Source organism: Pseudomonas sp. JL23, assembly GCF_056933585.1.
Genome location: NZ_CM167795.1, coordinates 397379 through 412762 on the forward strand (window position 1 = coordinate 397379; position 15384 = coordinate 412762).

At 61.1% G+C, this 15384-nt stretch carries 15 protein-coding genes; 6 read left to right on the forward strand and 9 right to left on the reverse strand.

Annotation, left to right across the window (positions count from 1 at the left end):
- Positions 1-163: 163 nt before the first annotated feature.
- Positions 164-1057, reverse strand: a complete 894-nt coding sequence (locus AC1Z24_RS01895; RefSeq protein ID WP_483744349.1) for an acyltransferase — start codon at positions 1055-1057, stop codon at positions 164-166.
- A gap of 176 nt (positions 1058-1233) precedes the next feature.
- Here AC1Z24_RS01895 and rloA2 point away from each other — a divergent pair, with 176 nt between their 5' ends.
- From rloA2 to AC1Z24_RS01920, 5 genes are all read left to right on the forward strand, one after another.
- A complete protein-coding gene (gene rloA2, locus AC1Z24_RS01900; RefSeq protein WP_483744350.1) occupies positions 1234-1734 on the forward strand; it encodes a retropepsin-like aspartic peptidase RloA2 in 501 nt (166 codons plus the stop codon).
- 59 nt (positions 1735-1793) lie between these two features.
- Positions 1794-2474 carry a two-component system response regulator CreB gene (gene creB, locus AC1Z24_RS01905; RefSeq protein WP_483744351.1) on the forward strand — a complete coding sequence of 227 codons (681 nt, stop codon included), beginning with the start codon at positions 1794-1796 and terminating at the stop codon, positions 2472-2474.
- On the forward strand, positions 2474-3892 hold the full coding sequence (gene creC, locus AC1Z24_RS01910) for a two-component system sensor histidine kinase CreC (protein ID WP_483744352.1): 1419 nt from the start codon (positions 2474-2476) through the stop codon (positions 3890-3892). The genes creB and creC overlap by 1 nt, the downstream gene beginning before the upstream one ends.
- Before the next feature lie 126 nt (positions 3893-4018).
- Complete coding sequence (creD, locus tag AC1Z24_RS01915; protein ID WP_483744353.1) at positions 4019-5383, forward strand: cell envelope integrity protein CreD; 1365 nt, start codon at positions 4019-4021, stop codon at positions 5381-5383.
- The gene (locus AC1Z24_RS01920) at positions 5380-5610 is read left to right on the forward strand and encodes a hypothetical protein (protein WP_483744354.1); all 231 of its coding nucleotides are present in this window, start codon (positions 5380-5382) and stop codon (positions 5608-5610) included. The genes creD and AC1Z24_RS01920 overlap by 4 nt, the downstream gene beginning before the upstream one ends.
- Positions 5611-5613: 3 nt before the next feature.
- Here AC1Z24_RS01920 and AC1Z24_RS01925 read toward each other — a convergent pair whose 3' ends face one another.
- The 8 genes from AC1Z24_RS01925 to AC1Z24_RS01960 form a co-directional block, all read right to left on the reverse strand.
- Entirely contained in the window at positions 5614-6228 is a 615-nt protein-coding gene (locus AC1Z24_RS01925) for a glutathione S-transferase family protein (RefSeq protein WP_483746502.1), read from the reverse strand.
- A gap of 79 nt (positions 6229-6307) precedes the next feature.
- On the reverse strand, positions 6308-6490 hold the full coding sequence (locus AC1Z24_RS01930; RefSeq protein ID WP_483744355.1) for a hypothetical protein: 183 nt from the start codon (positions 6488-6490) through the stop codon (positions 6308-6310).
- Positions 6487-7587, reverse strand: coding sequence for a PepSY-associated TM helix domain-containing protein (locus AC1Z24_RS01935; protein WP_483744356.1), 1101 nt, complete (start codon positions 7585-7587; stop codon positions 6487-6489). The genes AC1Z24_RS01930 and AC1Z24_RS01935 overlap by 4 nt, the downstream gene beginning before the upstream one ends.
- Before the next feature lie 64 nt (positions 7588-7651).
- Positions 7652-10090: a TonB-dependent siderophore receptor gene (locus tag AC1Z24_RS01940; RefSeq protein ID WP_483744357.1), complete on the reverse strand. Its 2439-nt coding sequence runs from the start codon at positions 10088-10090 to the stop codon at positions 7652-7654.
- A gap of 288 nt (positions 10091-10378) precedes the next feature.
- The gene (locus tag AC1Z24_RS01945; protein ID WP_483744358.1) at positions 10379-11368 is read right to left on the reverse strand and encodes a FecR domain-containing protein; all 990 of its coding nucleotides are present in this window, start codon (positions 11366-11368) and stop codon (positions 10379-10381) included.
- Complete coding sequence (locus AC1Z24_RS01950; RefSeq protein WP_259108117.1) at positions 11365-11883, reverse strand: RNA polymerase sigma factor; 519 nt, start codon at positions 11881-11883, stop codon at positions 11365-11367. The genes AC1Z24_RS01945 and AC1Z24_RS01950 overlap by 4 nt, the downstream gene beginning before the upstream one ends.
- 235 nt (positions 11884-12118) lie before the next feature.
- Positions 12119-12832 (reverse strand): 3'-5' exonuclease, encoded by a 714-nt coding sequence (locus AC1Z24_RS01955; protein ID WP_483744359.1) that lies wholly within the window; start codon positions 12830-12832, stop codon positions 12119-12121.
- On the reverse strand, positions 12829-14763 hold the full coding sequence (locus AC1Z24_RS01960; RefSeq protein ID WP_483744360.1) for a putative nucleotidyltransferase substrate binding domain-containing protein: 1935 nt from the start codon (positions 14761-14763) through the stop codon (positions 12829-12831). Before AC1Z24_RS01960 ends, AC1Z24_RS01955 begins: the two co-directional genes overlap by 4 nt.
- Positions 14764-14892: 129 nt before the next feature.
- On the opposite strand from AC1Z24_RS01960, the gene AC1Z24_RS01965 reads away from it, so the two are divergent.
- The gene (locus tag AC1Z24_RS01965; protein WP_483744361.1) at positions 14893-15339 is read left to right on the forward strand and encodes a response regulator; all 447 of its coding nucleotides are present in this window, start codon (positions 14893-14895) and stop codon (positions 15337-15339) included.
- The last annotated feature ends 45 nt before the right edge of the window (positions 15340-15384 follow it).

Sequence of the window (15384 nt, forward strand, 5' to 3'; positions counted from 1 at the left end):
AAACTCTATGGGAGCCGGCTTGCTGGCGATGGCGGCGGTTCAATCGCTGACGTCATTGCGAGCGCTTCGCACTCGATCGCCACCAAGGCGGCTCCCACGAGTCCTGCGCTGTGGTTGCCCTTATCCATACGCAGGAGACAAGCAAACAGATGCAGCCAGCCGATCAACGGCCGGACGTTTCGCTGCTCAAGGCGGTAATCCGCGCATCCTTTTCCTGCCACAGCTGATTGACCCAGGCCTGGACCTTGCTGCGCAGCTGCGGATCGCTTTCGTAGTCTCCCGCCCAGAGCGCCGGGTCGAGGGTATGGGTGCGGATATCGATGATCACCCGTGGCACGCGCCCGCAGAGCAGGTCCCAGAACCCCGGCTTGCGTGCTCCCGGATAGACCACGGTGACATCGAGCAGGGCATCGAGCTGAGCGCCCATGGCCGCCAGGACAAAAGCCACTCCCCCGGCCTTGGGCTTGAGCAGATGTACATAGGGCGATTGTTGTTGATCGTGCTTGGCCTGGGTAAAGCGGGTGCCTTCCAGGTAGTTGACCACGGTCACCGGCTGGCGCTTGAACAGCTCGCAGGCGACCTTGGTAATTTCCAGGTCCTGGCCCTTGAGCTGCGGGTGCCGCTGCAGAAACGCCTTGCTGTAGCGCTTCATGAACGGGTAATCCAGTGCCCACCAGGCCAGGCCCAGGAACGGCACCCAGATCAGTTCTTTCTTGAGGAAGAATTTGAAGAACGGTGTGCGCCGGTTCAATACCTGAATCAGCGCCGGGATATCGACCCATGACTGATGGTTGCTGACCACCAGATACGAGGTGTCCCGACGCAGGCCGTCTGCACCGCGGATATCCCAGCGGGTCGGCAGGAACGCCTTGAAGATCAGTTTGTTGATTTCAGCCCAGGTCTCGGCAATCCACATCACTGCCCAGGAGATCCGGTCACGCATGCGCCCCTTGAACAACAGCTTGAGCAGCGCGAATACCAGCAGCGGGCCAATCAGGGTCAGGGTATTGAGCAATAACAGCAGCGCAACGAAACAACCGGTCAGCAGGTGACGCATAGAACACTCAATACAAGGCAAAAGGCCCGCAATGATAAAGATCCGTGCCGCCAACGCCAAACCCGGCGGTCGTGAATGAATGTGTCAGTTTGTGACTCTTTATGTATAGAACAGACGAACGATTGCCCCGCGCGCAGTCTAAAATCCCGCCCGTATTGCCATTTAGGAACCTCTGCATGAAATCGATTCTGGCGTTGTCGGCGCTGTTGGCCTTGCCGGTCATGGCCGCCGAGCCGACCTTGTATGGCCGCTTCGAATACATTGGTGTGCCGGAAGTCGGCGCGACCTTCCAGGCCAAGATGGACACCGGCGCGCTGACGGCTTCGTTGTCGGCCAAGGACATCCAGTTGTTCCAGCGTGATGGCGAGGACTGGGTGCGTTTCCGCCTGGCCACCAAGGACGCCGACAACAAAGTCTTTGAGCACAAGGTGGCGCGGATCAGCAAGATCAAGGGCCGCTCCGACGGCGAAGAGGAAGACGAGGTCATCGATCCGACCAAGCGCCCGGTGGTGGAGCTGGAACTGTGCCTGGGCAACCAGAAGCACACCGTCGAGGTCAATCTGGTCGACCGCAGCCACTTCAACTATCCGCTGCTGATCGGGGTCAAGGCGTTGCGCGAGTTCAATGCCGCGGTCAACCCGGCACGGCGCTTTACCGCCGACAAACCGGATTGCTGATTGACGCCCGGGCCTGACATCCGGCACCTTGCGGCCTTCCATTGCCGGGCCCGGATGCCATGCCGCATATCCTGATTGTCGAAGACGAAGCCGCGATTGCCGACACCCTGATCTACGCGCTGCAAAGCGACGGTTTCACCACGACCTGGCTGACCCTGGGCCTGGCCGCCGTGGAGCATCAGCGCGCAATGCCGGCTGACCTGATCATTCTCGATGTCGGCCTGCCGGACATCACCGGTTTCGAAACCTGCAAGCAACTGCGCCGCTTCAGCGAAGTGCCGGTGATGTTTCTCAGCGCCCGCAGCGAAGAGATCGACCGGGTCGTGGGCCTGGAAATCGGCGCTGATGATTATGTGGTCAAGCCGTTCAGCCCGCGCGAAGTGACGGCGCGGGTGCGGGCAATTCTCAAACGCCTGCTGCCGCGCACCGAAGCTGCGCCTGCCAGCGAGCTGTTTGGCATCGATCGGGAGCGGGTGCAGATCACTTATCGCGGCCAGTTGCTGAGCCTGACCCGCCATGAATTTCGCCTGATGCAAAGCCTGCTGGAACAGCCAGAGCGGGTGTTCAGTCGCGAACAATTGCTCGATGCCCTAGGCACTGCCGCCGACGCCGGATACGAGCGCAGCATCGACAGTCACATTAAGAGCCTGCGCGCCAAGTTGCGCCTGATTGCCCCTGACGCCGAGCCGATCCAGACCCATCGCGGCCTCGGCTATAGCTATAGCCCGAGCCACAGCTGATGCCCCTGAGCATCCGGATCTTCCTCGTCTATGCCGTGTTCATAGCCCTGACCGGCTACTTCGTGCTCAGCACAGTGATGAAAGAAGTGCGCCCCGGCGTGCGCCAGTCGACGGAAGAAACCCTGGTCGATACCGCCAACCTGCTGGCAGAAATCCTCCACGACGACGTCAAGGCCGGCACCCTGAGCCAGAGCCGCCTGCCGGATGCGCTCAAGGCCTACGGTCTGCGCCAGCCAGCGGCGAAGATCTGGGGCTTGCAGAAGAATCAGGTGAATAACCGAATCTACGTCACCGACGCCAAGGGCATCGTGCTGCTTGACTCCAGCGGTCTGGCGGTGGGGCAGGATTACTCGCGCTGGAACGACGTCTACCTGACTCTGCGCGGCGAATACGGCGCCCGCTCGACCCGCAGCGATCCGGATAATCCGGACTCCTCGGTGATGCATGTGGGGGCGCCGATCCGCGATGACGGCAAGATCATCGGTGTCGTGACCGTGGCCAAGCCCAATAGCTCGTTGCAGCCCTACGTCGACCGCGCCGAACACCGTCTGTTGTTGTACGGCGCAGGGCTAGTGATTCTCGGTTTGCTGTTTGGCGCACTGCTGTCGTGGTGGCTGGGCAAGGCGCTGCGCCGTCTTACCGGCTATGCCCAGGCGGTCAGTGAAGGCCGTCGCGCCGAGCTGCCGCACTATCGCGGCGGCGAGCTTGAGCAGTTGTCAGCGGCGGTGGAGCACATGCGCACACAACTGGAAGGCAAAGCTTACGTCGAGCGCTATGTGCATACCCTGACCCACGAACTGAAAAGCCCTCTGGCGGCCATTCGTGGCGCGGCCGAGCTGCTGCAGGACGATATGCCCGCCGAGCAGCGCCAGCGCTTCGTCAGCAATATCAGCAGCGAAAGTGCCCGTGTGCAGCAATTGATCGAGCGTCTGCTGAACCTGGCAATGGTCGAACAACGCCAGGGTCTGGAAGAGCAGGTGGCGGTGCTTCTGGCAGCGTTGGTGGATGATCTGCTCAGCACCCGCAGCGCACGGATCGAGCGGATGAATCTGCAAGTCGAGTTGCTGATCGACAGCGACCTGACGATCATAGGCGAGCGCTTCCTGCTGCGTCAGGCCATCGCCAACCTGCTGGAGAACGCTCTGGACTTTACCCCGCCGGGCGGCACTTTGCGTTTCAGCGCCCAAAGCACTGGCGGGCGAATCCAGTTCACCTTGTTCAACAGCGCAGAACCGATTCCTGACTACGCCCTGCCGCGCCTGAGTGAGCGCTTCTATTCCCTGCCGCGCCCGGCTACCGGGCGCAAGAGCACTGGGCTGGGGCTGAATTTTGTGGAAGAGGTGGTGCAGCTGCATGGGGGGGAGTTGAGTATCAGTAATGTTGAGCAAGGCGTTTTGGTCACCCTGCTGATTCCGTGACTTTCCGCCCGTTGAAGCGAGGGCCGCGGCTCCGAGCGGGCAATTCCCACACAATCCCCACATTCCCCCCATAAACCCCCCACATAGCCCTTGCAGACTCTGCCTATCAAAAACAGGGAGAGTCCCATGAATCGCAGTCTGACTATAAAACTGGGAATGATCGCGCTCCTGATCATTCTGTTGCTGGTGCCGCTGATGATGATCGACGGCATGATCGGTGATCGCCAGGCCCGGCGTGACGCAGTGCTGGAGGATATTGCCCATAGTTCCAGCTACAGCCAGCAACTGAGCGGGCCGCTGGTGGTGGTGCCCTTTCGCAAGACTGTCCGCCAGTGGAAAACCAATACGCAAACCAACGAGCGCGTGCTGGAGACGACCCAGGACCGGGGGCTACTGTACTTTCTGCCAGATAAATTCATCCTCAATGGCAAGATCAGCACCGAGCTGCGCTCGCGGGGCATCTATGAGGCACGGCTGTTTCGCGCCAGCAATACCATTGAGGGGCATTTCCAACTTCCGGAACACTTGGGCATTACTGAAGACTTCGACAGCTATCAGTTCGACCAGCCCTATCTGTCAGTGGGCATCAGCGATACGCGCGGCATACAAAATATCGTGAAGTTGAACGTCAATGATCAGGAAGTGGATTTTGACCCCGGCACACGGATGGACTGGCTGGGCGATGGCTTGAGTGCCAATCTGCCCGCCATTGATGGCAGGCAGGCGACGCGGCTGAATTTCTCGTTCGATCTGATTCTGCAAGGCACCGGGCAATTCAGCATAACCCCCGTGGGCAAGTCCAGCGAGGTGGTGCTGAACGCGGATTGGCCGCACCCGAGTTTCATCGGTAGTTACCTGCCGGTCCACCGGGAGATCTCTGACACGGGCTTCAGCGCCAACTGGCAGACCTCGTTCTTTTCCACCAACCTGGAAGAGGCCCTGACTCGTTGTCATGAAGCCGCCCCCTGCGTGGAGCTGAGCAATCGCAGTTTCGGCGTAAGCTTTGTCGAACCGGTGGACCAGTACCTGAAAAGCGACCGGGCGATCAAATATGCCTTGCTGTTCATTGGCCTGACCTTCGCCGGCTTCTTCCTCTTCGAAGTGCTGAAAAACATGGCCGTGCACCCGATCCAATATGCCTTGGTCGGGGTTTCGCTGGCGTTCTTCTACCTGTTGCTGCTGTCGATGTCCGAGCACATTGGTTTTGCCCTGGCCTACCTGCTGTCGGCCACTGCCTGTGTGTTGCTGATCGGCTTCTATGTCTGCCATGTGCTGCGCAGCGTGCAGCATGGCCTGGGCTTTACGGCGGGGCTGGCGGCGCTGTATGCCCTGCTCTACGGCCTGTTGGGTGCCGAAGACTATGCGCTGCTGATGGGCTCGTTGCTGCTGTTCGGCCTGCTCGGTGTGTTCATGATCGTGACCCGCAAGCTCGACTGGTACGGCGTGGCCCTGGCTAAACCTGGAGTTCAAGATCGAGGAGGCCGTCCATGAGTAGGTGGCTGGGGACGCGGGAGGATCAGGCTATGGGGGCGCGGTTGATTGCGGAGATTGCACAGTTGTTTCCAGATCGCCCCGAAAAATGGTCGCTGATTGCACCCTGTCGGAGCCGCCTTGGTGGCGATGGCGGCGTGTCAGTCAGCAAATATGCCGCCTGTGATATCGCTATCGCCAGCAAGCCGGCTCCCACAGATTGGATTTCAGGTCGTCCATTTGCCTAACCATCAAACCGGCGGCTGTGTCGCCCACATCGACGGGCGCTGGCTGACGTCGGCGTACCAGTTGGCCAGACGCGGGTAGCTGCTGCGCCAGCCGAGGTCGGGCTGGCGGAAGTCCAGGTAGCCCAGGGCGCAGGCCATGCCGATGGCGGCGATGTCGAAGTGGGTGCCGAGTTCGGTGATGGTCTCGGTGTCGAAGTAGGCCAGGGTGCGCTGGATTTTTTCATGCTGGTTGTCCAGCCAAAGATCCCAGTGTTTGTCTGCGGGGCGCAGGAAAGTCTCGTAGCGGATCAGCACGGCGGCGTCGAGTACGGCATCGGCCAGAGAGGCCAGGGTCAGGCGCCGCCAGCGTGCCGGGCCGGAGCGGGGGATCAGCGGGGTGCCGTTGTGATGGTGATCGAGGTAGTCGAGGATCACCCGGCTGTCATGGATGACATTGCCGTCGGCCAGGCGCAGGGCCGGGATCTTGCCGGCAGGGTTGTCCTGATTGAGGTCTTCGACGGGATTGACCGGCGTAACCGGGGTCGGCAGCAGAATCACCTTATCCAGTTGCCCGGTCTCGTGGAGCAGGATCAATACCTTGCGGGCAAAGGGTGAAGCCGCGTTGAAGTGCAACGTCATGTCGGTATTGATCATGGAGCCTCCTGGAGTCGAACAGGACCATAGACTAGTCAGGGCACCGCTCGTCTGCAATCTCCAGTTACGACAGCTTTTTGCGCGTGAGCAAACCCTTCAGGCTCAACGCCGTGGAGATGCCCATGGCCAGCCATGACAGCGCATCCCAGGCGCCATCACCGAGAAGGGCGGCGAACAGCCCGGCCAGGGTCAGCACAGCGATGGCCGTGGGCGCGGCGAAGACTTTCCAGAAGGTCGAGTTCTTCATGCCTTCACCCGCCGCCGCACCCACCACAGGTATAGGCCGCTGCCCAGTACCAGAATGCTCAGGACATCCAGCGCCGCCCAGAGTATCTGCATCGGCAGGCCGCCATAGTCACCGAAGTGCAAGGGTTGCGACAGGCCCAGCGCGTCCATGTACCAGGGGCGCTCGACCACGGCCGTGAGCTTGAGGTTACTGGCGTCGATCAATACCGGCGTCAGCAGGTGCGAGGTGAGCTGGCTGGCGCCTTTCATGAACACTGCGTAGTGATGCTCGCTGGACAGCAGGGTGCCGGGGAAGGCGATGAAGTCGGCCTGCATGCCCGGTGCTGCTGTTTCCGCGAGCTTCAACAGATCCGCAGCCGGCGCCCGTTGGGTCAGGGGCGGAGCGTCGCGATAGGGCGCGATCATTGCCGCCAGGCTGTCGTTGCGCCAGGAGGTGATCAGCAGGTCGGCGCAAGCGTTGATCACCCCGGTCAAGCCCACCACCAGCGCCCAGCTCAGGGTGACGACGCCGATCAGGTTATGCAGGTCGAGCCAGCGGATGCGCGTGGACTTTTCCGGGCGCACGGTGGCGAACGGCAGGCGACGCATGAAGGGCGCGTAGAGCACGACCCCGGAGACAATCGCCAGGACGAACATCAGGCCCATGAAGGCCAGCAGCAGTTTGCCCGGCAGCCCGGCGTACATGTCCACATGCAGGCGCAGCATGACCATCATGAAGCCACCGTTGGCCGAAGGCATTTCCAGAGCCTCACCGGTACGGGCATCGAGCATGAAGGTGTGGGACGAGTTGGGCTCGGTGCCCGGTGTGGCGGCCATGATGGCCATCACGCCATTGGGTTCGTCTTCTTCCCAGGCAAAATACTGCATGGCTTCACCGGGCCGGTGCGCCTCGGCTGCCTTGATCAGTTGGTCCAGGTTCAGGCGTGGAGCGTCGGCGGGCATCGCCTTGTACTGCGGCGCGTTACCCAGCAGGTGGTCGATCTGATGATGAAAGATCAACGGCAGGCCGGTCAGGGCCAGCATGAGCAGAAACAGGGTGCAGATCAGGCTGGTCCAGGTATGGATCGCGGACCAGCGCCGGATAGTCTGGCTTTTCATAGCGTTTTCCAGAAAGCCAAAGGCCGCTGATCACGCAGCGGCCCCCGGATTGACTCGGTGTTTCTTACCACTTGTAGTCGACGCTGGCCATTACGTTGCGGCGGTCGCCGTAGTAGCAGTAGAAGCCGTCACAGGTGGACAGATATTCCTTGTCGAACAGATTGTTGGCGTTGACTGCCACGCTGACGCCCTTGAGCGACGGGTTCAGGTAGCTCAGGTCATAGTGCACGGCACCGTCCCACAGCGTGTAGTCGTTGGTATGGCCGTCGGATTTGTCACGGACAAAGCCCAGGCTGCCGATGGCGATGTTATCGGTCTCACCGATATACCGCACGCCCAGCCCCATGCCGAAACCTGCCAATGGACCATTGTGGAAGGTGTAGTCAGCCCAGACCGACGCCTGGTTTTCCGGGGTCAGCGGCAGCGGACGGTTCTTGTCCAGCGGGTTGCCGACCTTGGTCATCTTGGTGTTGGCGTTGGTGTAGGACGCCGTCAGCTTGAGGTTTTCGGTGACGTTGCCAACGGCTTCCAGCTCCAGGCCGCGAACCTTGGCTTCACCCAATGGGCGAGTGTTGCCGAGTGTGTCGGAGAGGACGATGTTCTGGCGGGTCAGGTCGTAGACTGCGGCAGTGAACAGGATGTCGCTGCCCGGTGGCTGGTATTTCAGGCCCAGTTCATATTGCTTGCCGGTGCCTGGCTGATAAGCCTTGCCGTCGCTGCCGCCCTGTTCAGCCTCGAACGACTCGGCGTAGGAAATGTACGGGGTGAAACCGGAGTCGAACACATAGCTCAGCGCCGCGTTGCCGCTGAAGTGGCTGTCGGTGCGCTTATCGTGAGCGTCGCTCATGTTGTAGAAGGTCGAATCGGTTTTCAGCAGATCCTGACGGCCGCCCAGGGTCAGGCGCCAGTTATCCAGAGCCATCTGGTCCTGGATGTAGAGGCCGGTATCGTCGGTCTTCTGGTTGTAGTTCTGGTACGCGGTGTACGAGACCTTGCTGAAGTCCTGGCCGTAGAGCGGGTTGATGATGTTGCTGGTCGGCGCGTTGCCGTATTCCCACTTGTAGTTGTGGTTGATGCGCTGGTAATCCAGGCCCAGCAATACGGTGTGGCGGATGATGCCGGTATTGAAATCGGCCTGGAAATTGTTGTCCACGGCGAACTGGCTGATGTCTTCGTTCACGACGTTGGCGCCGCGGGCCACGGTGCCGTCAGCGCTGACCGAGCCGTAATAACCACCGGCAGTGATGCCCTGGAACGACAGATCGCTCTTGGTATAGCGCAGGTTCTGCTTGAACTGCCAGACATCGTTGAAGCGGTGTTCAAAGGCATAACCCAGTGCGTAATAGGTCTTGTCGTAGAACTCCCACTTCGGGTCGCCCAGGTTTTCGTGATACTTCACTTTGCCGGCTGGCGTCGACAGCTTGGTGCCTTCCAGTGGCAGGAACTGGCTGGTGATACCGGTATCGTCGCGGTTGAACTGGCTGAGGAAGGTCAGCCTGGTGTCCGGGTCGATGTTCCAGGTCAGGCTGGGGGCCAGGTTGTAGCGCTTGTCGTCGATGTGCTCGACGCTGGTGCCACTGTCACGGACCACGCCGCTGACGCGGTATTCGAAACGGCCTTCGTCATCGATAGGGCCGGTGCTGTCGAAGCTGATCTGCTTGCGCTGATAGCTGCCGACCTGAGCCTGGATTTCGTGGCTGGCGGTGGCTTCAGGACGACGGCTGACCATGTCCAGCATGCCGCCTGCCGGCGTCTGGCCATAGACCGAAGAGGCCGGGCCGCGCAGCAGGGCGACGCGTTCCAGGTCCCAGGTCTCCAGCTTCGGCATCACGTAGGCGCCTTTGGGCAGTGCCAGGCCGTCGAGGAACTGGGTCGGCTCGAAGCCACGGACTTTCAGCCACTCGGCGCGGCTATCGCTACCGTAGCTGCTGGCGGTGACGCCCGGCATGTAGCGTACGGCGTCGTCGAGGTTCTGCACGGCGCGGTCTTTCATCTGCTCGCGAGTGGCGACGGAGATCGAGCGTGGCGCTTCGGCCAGGGCGGTGTCGGTCTTGGTGCCGGCTGCGGTGCGGCTGGCGACATAACCTTCCACCGGGCCCCAGGCGCTTTCAGCACCGGCCGATTGACCCTGGATGGTGGTTTCCGGCAGGGCCACGGTACCTTCCGGCGCGGCCATCAGGCTGAAGCTGCCTGCGCTGCTTTGTACCAGTTGCAGGCCGCTGCCACGCAAGGCCTGACGCAGGGCGCCGGTGGCGTCGAACTGACCCTGTACCGGCGCTGAGGTGCGTCCGGCGACCAGAGACGGATCAACGGCCAGAGCGATACCGGCCTGACTGGCGATCTGGTTCAGGGTCGTGGACAGCGAACCGCCCGGCAAGTTGTAGGCCCGCACGCTGGAAGCCTGCTCGGCGGCCTGGATCGACAGGCTGGCGAGGGGAGTGGTCAGGGCAATGGCAACAGCCAACAGGCTGGGTCGCAACAGGGTTTCAAGCGCGCGGGACATTAGGAGGCTCCTGGAGGGAAACGGTACTCAATGTCTGTGTGCCGAACGAGAATGGGAAAGTGATAGGGTTGATCGAAAATAATTTTGATTTAGATTGCCGATACGGAATAAAACCTGTGGGAGCCGGCTTGCTGGCGATAGCGGCAGATCAGTCACTGCCGCTTTTGCGAGCGCTTCGCACTCGATCGCCACCAAGGCGGCTCCCACATTGTGAGTATTGGCCAGTACATCCGAAATAAATGTGTCGTCAGGAACACTCCCTTCGCGGGCAAGCCTCGCTCCAACGGGTCAGGTTCCAGGTTTTGGCGTCTGTGCCACCACCGTTACCCACCACGGCGTGTGCTGTTCGATCTGCACGGGCAGGGTCGGGGTCAGGGCCTTGAGGGCCAGGTCGGAGTTGTTCAGTGGGAAACTGCCAGTAATGCGCAGGTCGGCTACTTCCGGTGCCACGCCCAGATGCCCGATGCGATAGCGGCCCAACTCGGTGATCAGGTCGCCCAGGCGTGCGTTGTCCACCACCAGCATGCCCCGGGTCCAGGCATCGGCGCCGGGATTGAGGGCGGTCAGCGGGCTGAGGCTGTCGCTGCTCAGACGCAGTTGTTGGCCTTCGTGAACGATCTGTTCCTGCTCGCTGGCCTGGGGATGGGCCGCGACCGCCGATTGCAGCACGCTGAGCAGGGTGTCGTCGTCTTCACGCTTGACCAGAAAGCGCGTACCCAGCGCATGCATGCGGCCATCGCGGGTTTCGACGATAAACGGGCGCGGATCGTTATGGCTGCCGGTTTCGACGAGGATTTCGCCGTCCTGCAGAATGATCCGCCGCTCCTTGCCGTCGAAACGTACATCGATAGCACTGTGCGTGTTGAGTCGCACCAGGGTGTCATCGGCCAGGCGCACGCTGCGCTGCTCGCCGGTGGCCGTTCGCTGATCGGCAAGCCAATAATCCACTGGCAGATAACGGGTATTGCTCAACAGTAGACCCAGGCCACCGACCAGCAACATGCCGAAGAAACTGCTGCGCAGCGTACGCACTTTGCGCCGGGCACTTTCATCACTGTGCTGCAAGGCCCGCCTCGCGGGACCTGTGCCAATGGCAAAGCGTTGATCGAGCAGACCCAATTGCCGCCATGCGCGGCTGTGTTCTTCACTGGCGCCGAGCCACTGATTGAATTCTTCACGCTCGGTCGCGCTGCCGTTGTCGCCGTCCAGGCACAAATGCCAGGCGATGGCGGCATCCAGAACTTTGGCGGAAACGGGATGGGCATTGAAGCGGGTCATGTCGGTTCGCCGTACAGGGCGATGTAACACTGGCGCATGCCCTGGGCCAGGTACTGGCGCACGCGGGGCACGGAAACCCCCAGTCGCTCGGCGATCTCGCCGTGGCTCAGGCCATCGAGACGGTTATAGAGGAAAGCCGCACGGGACTTGCTCGACAGCTTGCCCAGCAGGCGATCGATTTCCTTGAGGTCTTCGAGAATCAGGTGCTGCTCTTCCAGGCCCGGCTGTTCGCCTTCGGGAATCAGCATCAATTCGTTCAGATACGCCTGCTCAAGGGCAGCGCGACGGAAATAGTCGAACAACAGGCCCTTGGCGATGGCGACGAGGAAGGCGCGGGGTTCACGCGGGTCATTGAACGCTTCACGGCCCAACAGGCGCACGAAGGTGTCCTGGCTCAAGTCTTCGGCGCGCTGCGGGCACGCCACATTGCGTCGCAGCCAGGTCAGCAACCAGCCACGGTGGTCGCGATACAGCGTCCCTACCAGCTCGCGTTGAGAACTTTGCACTGACGACACGAATAGCCCCGAGTGTGTAACATCATTTAACGAGAATTATTCGCGATTGTGTCAGAGCATATCGATGCTGGCAATTGGTAGTGATTATCTATTGCGCTCCAGTCGTCGAAATTTGTCAGGTGGGCCACTGTGGGAGCGAGGCTTGCCCGCGAAGGATGTTCCAGGCTCCGAAAATGTATCGGATGTACTGGCCTCTTCGCGGGCAAGCCTCGCTCCCACAGGTTGGCATGGGCGCTCAGAAGGAATGCGACTGCTTTCTGCGCCGCCATTGCCCCAGGCACTGCTCCAGCCGCGCCGGGCTGTCAATCTGTTGGCGGCGGGCGTGGCTGAACAGGATCAGCGCCAGCTCGGCGGTGACCATGGCGTCGGCGCTGGCATGATGGCGCTCTTCGGCGTGCAGGCCGAAAAAACCGGTCCAGTCATCCAGGCCTGCCTGGCGGAAGTTGGCCTGGGGGCAAAGCATCGGCGCGATCTCGGCGACATCGAGAAAGGCGTGTTGCAGACGATAGCCGAGGCTGTCTTTCAGGGCGCGTCCCAGCATGTGCTGGTCAAACGGCGCATGGAAGGCCAGCAGCGGGCTATCGCCGACGAACTCCATGAAGTCCAGCAGCGCTTCGGCCGGTTCGTTGCCTGAGGCAATCGCACTGGGGCCGAGGCCATGGATCAGCACGGCGGGGCCGGGCTTGTGAGCGACCCGCAGCAGGGTCTGCTCGAATTGCTGGCTCAGGTCGATGGCGCCGTCTTCGATAACCACGGCACCGATGGACAGCACCTGATCGCGGCTCATGTTCAGGCCGGTGGTTTCCAGATCCACCACCACCCAGCGTTGTTGCCGCAGGCTGTGTTCGCTCAGGGATGTAAAAGCGTGCAGTTGGCCCAGGCGCCGCTCTTGCTCGGAACTCAGGAGCGCGGCCTTGGCCTTGGGGCGTAGCCAGTCAAACAGATTCATAGTTGATAGCGCAGGGTCAGGCTGGTTTGCAGGCGCTGGGCCTGGCGGAAAGACTCGCGCAGGATGCGCCGGTCCAGGTGATTGAGGCTGTCGGGGTCGACCCGGTTGGACCAGGGCAGGTTCTGCCGACTCTGCAATTGATGCTGTTGCATGCGGGTCTGTTGAATGAAGTGATAGGCCTCTTCATAGGCGGCGCCGTCCAGCGGGTCGATCACTTCGCGTTCAACCAGCTGGCGCAGGCGCTCCAGGGTGTTGTTGGCTTCGATGCCATTGGCCAGTGCCAGCAGCCGGGCGCCGTCGACGAAGGGTGTGAGCCCGGCGGTCTTGAGGTCCAGGGTGTCTTTGTCGCTGCCTTTGCCGGTCAGCACGAAGTCCTTGAAACGGCCCACGGGCGGACGCTGGCGCAGGGCGTTTTCTGCCAGCATGCGCTGAAACAGACGGTTGTCGGCCACCTGGTCGAGAATACTGCGGCGCAGTTGCTGCCCACCGCTTTCGTCACCCCAGACCACCCGCAGGTCGAAATAGATGCTCGAGGCCAGCAGGTTCTCCGGCGTCGCTTCGCGAATGAACGCACTGAAACGCCGCGCCCATTCCAGCCGCGACAGGCACAGTTCCGGGTTGCCCGCCATGATATTGCCCTTGCACAGGGTAAAGCCGCATTGGGCCAGGCCCTGATTGATGCGCTCGGCGATGGGCAGCAGCAGACCACGGATCTGCGCGGCTTCGGCGGCGTCCTTGGCCTCGAACAGGATGCCGTTGTCCTGATCGGTGTGCAGCGTCTGCTCGCGGCGGCCTTCGCTGCCGAAGCACAACCAGCTAAACGGCACGCCGGGGTCGCCTTTTTCTTCCAGGGTCAGCTCGATGACGCGGCACACCGTGTGGTCGTTGAGCAGGGTGATGATCTGGGTGATCTGGGTCGACGAGGCGCCGTGGGCGAGCATGCGGTCGACCAACTGAACGATGTCGCCGCGCAGATTGACCAGTTGTTCGATGCGCGATGCATTGCGGATGGTCCTCGCCAGATGCACAAGGTCAACCCGTTGCAGCGAGAACAGGTCGCGCTCGGAGACCACACCACACAGGCGCCCGTCCTTGACCAGGCAAACGTGGGCGATATGCCGTCCGGTCATGGCAATGGCGGCATCAAAGGCACTGGCTTCGGGGCTGAGATGGAAGGGCGCCTGGATCATCCGCTGCTGGATCGGCAGGCCGAAATCGGCGTTGACGTCCGCGACCGCCTCACGCAAATCGCGCAGAGTGAAAATTCCCAGGGGCGCCTGCTGCTCGTCGACGATGACGATGCTGCCCACCTGATGCTCATGCATCATCCTCACCGCTTCGCGCAACGGTGTTTGCGGGCTGCACATCACCGGATGGCGCATGGCCAATTCGCCTAGGCGGGTATTGAGCGAGTATTGGGTGCCGAGGGTTTCAACCGCGCGCTGCTGGACCTGTTGGTTGACCTGATCGAGCAAGCTGCTGACTCCGCGCAAGGCGAAGTCGCGGAAGGTATTGGACAGGCCGAACAGCTTGATGAACGCCGGTTTATTCAGTTGCAGGCAGAAGGTGTCTTCGGCGGCCAGGTGTTCGGTACGAGTAGCCCGTTCACCCAACAATGCCGCGAGGGGGAAACACTCGCCGGTAGTGATTTCGAAGGTGGTTTCGGTTCCGCCCTTGGCCGTGTGCGGGCGCTCGCCGACTACGCGGCCCTGCTTGACGACATAAAAGTGCTCTACTGGCCCATCGCCAGGCTTGATGATGCTCTCATCGGCGGCGTAAAAACGCAGCTGGCATTGCTCGACCAGATAGGCGAGGTGAGCGTTCTCCATCAGGTTGAACGGCGGAAACTTTTGCAGAAACTGCATCGTCCCATGAATGTTCTGCAACACTGCTGTTTTGCCTGCCTGGGTGAAAGCGTCCGCTTTGCTCATGACCTGTACCGCGCTTTTTTATTTGTAAACAATGGTCGACCGCTTGCACAACGGTGCCCATTGGACGTAAGTCTTAGTACTGGCTGCGACACTTACACGTCGTTGATTGCAGGGAATGAAGAGATGTCTATGTCTGACTACGATATTTTGAGCGACGAAGAGCGCGAAGCCCTCAACGAAGTCATGCTGGCCCCGGTGCCCGATTCACCGCAACGGGTGCTGATCGTCGACGACGACAGGGAAGCGCGTGAAGTGCTGGCCGAAATCCTCAGCCTCAACGATATCAGTTGCCTGACCGCAGCCGGTGGCAATAGCGCCCTGCATCTGCTTCAGGCGCGCGAATCCATTGCGCTGCTGATTACCGACCTGCGCATGGTGCCGTGCAGCGGCCTGGACCTGATCCGCCAGGTACGCGAATCCGATCGCGCGGAGCTACCGATCATCATCGTTTCCGGCGACGCCAGCGTGCGCGATGCCATTGATGCCATGCATCTGAGCGTGGTGGATTTCCTGCTCAAACCGATCAATACCAAGCAGTTATTGAAATTGGTGAAGCGGGAACTGGGGATGGCGTAAGGTTTTGCATAGGGGGCGGCTGTGGGACCGGCTTCAGCCGGGAAA

Excerpts from the sequence above, each read along its gene's own strand:
- AC1Z24_RS01895 (WP_483744349.1), bottom strand. The coding sequence starts at position 1,057 with ATGCGTCACCTGCTGACCGGTTGTTTCGTTGCGCTGCTGTTATTGCTC.
- rloA2 (WP_483744350.1), top strand. The coding sequence starts at position 1,234 with ATGAAATCGATTCTGGCGTTGTCGGCGCTGTTGGCCTTGCCGGTCATG.
- creB (WP_483744351.1), top strand. The coding sequence starts at position 1,794 with ATGCCGCATATCCTGATTGTCGAAGACGAAGCCGCGATTGCCGACACC.
- creC (WP_483744352.1), top strand. The coding sequence starts at position 2,474 with ATGCCCCTGAGCATCCGGATCTTCCTCGTCTATGCCGTGTTCATAGCC.
- creD (WP_483744353.1), top strand. The coding sequence starts at position 4,019 with ATGAATCGCAGTCTGACTATAAAACTGGGAATGATCGCGCTCCTGATC.
- AC1Z24_RS01920 (WP_483744354.1), top strand. The coding sequence starts at position 5,380 with ATGAGTAGGTGGCTGGGGACGCGGGAGGATCAGGCTATGGGGGCGCGG.
- AC1Z24_RS01925 (WP_483746502.1), bottom strand. The coding sequence starts at position 6,228 with ATGACGTTGCACTTCAACGCGGCTTCACCCTTTGCCCGCAAGGTATTG.
- AC1Z24_RS01930 (WP_483744355.1), bottom strand. The coding sequence starts at position 6,490 with ATGAAGAACTCGACCTTCTGGAAAGTCTTCGCCGCGCCCACGGCCATC.
- AC1Z24_RS01935 (WP_483744356.1), bottom strand. The coding sequence starts at position 7,587 with ATGAAAAGCCAGACTATCCGGCGCTGGTCCGCGATCCATACCTGGACC.
- AC1Z24_RS01940 (WP_483744357.1), bottom strand. The coding sequence starts at position 10,090 with ATGTCCCGCGCGCTTGAAACCCTGTTGCGACCCAGCCTGTTGGCTGTT.
- AC1Z24_RS01945 (WP_483744358.1), bottom strand. The coding sequence starts at position 11,368 with ATGACCCGCTTCAATGCCCATCCCGTTTCCGCCAAAGTTCTGGATGCC.
- AC1Z24_RS01955 (WP_483744359.1), bottom strand. The coding sequence starts at position 12,832 with ATGAATCTGTTTGACTGGCTACGCCCCAAGGCCAAGGCCGCGCTCCTG.
- AC1Z24_RS01960 (WP_483744360.1), bottom strand. The coding sequence starts at position 14,763 with ATGAGCAAAGCGGACGCTTTCACCCAGGCAGGCAAAACAGCAGTGTTG.
- AC1Z24_RS01965 (WP_483744361.1), top strand. The coding sequence starts at position 14,893 with ATGTCTGACTACGATATTTTGAGCGACGAAGAGCGCGAAGCCCTCAAC.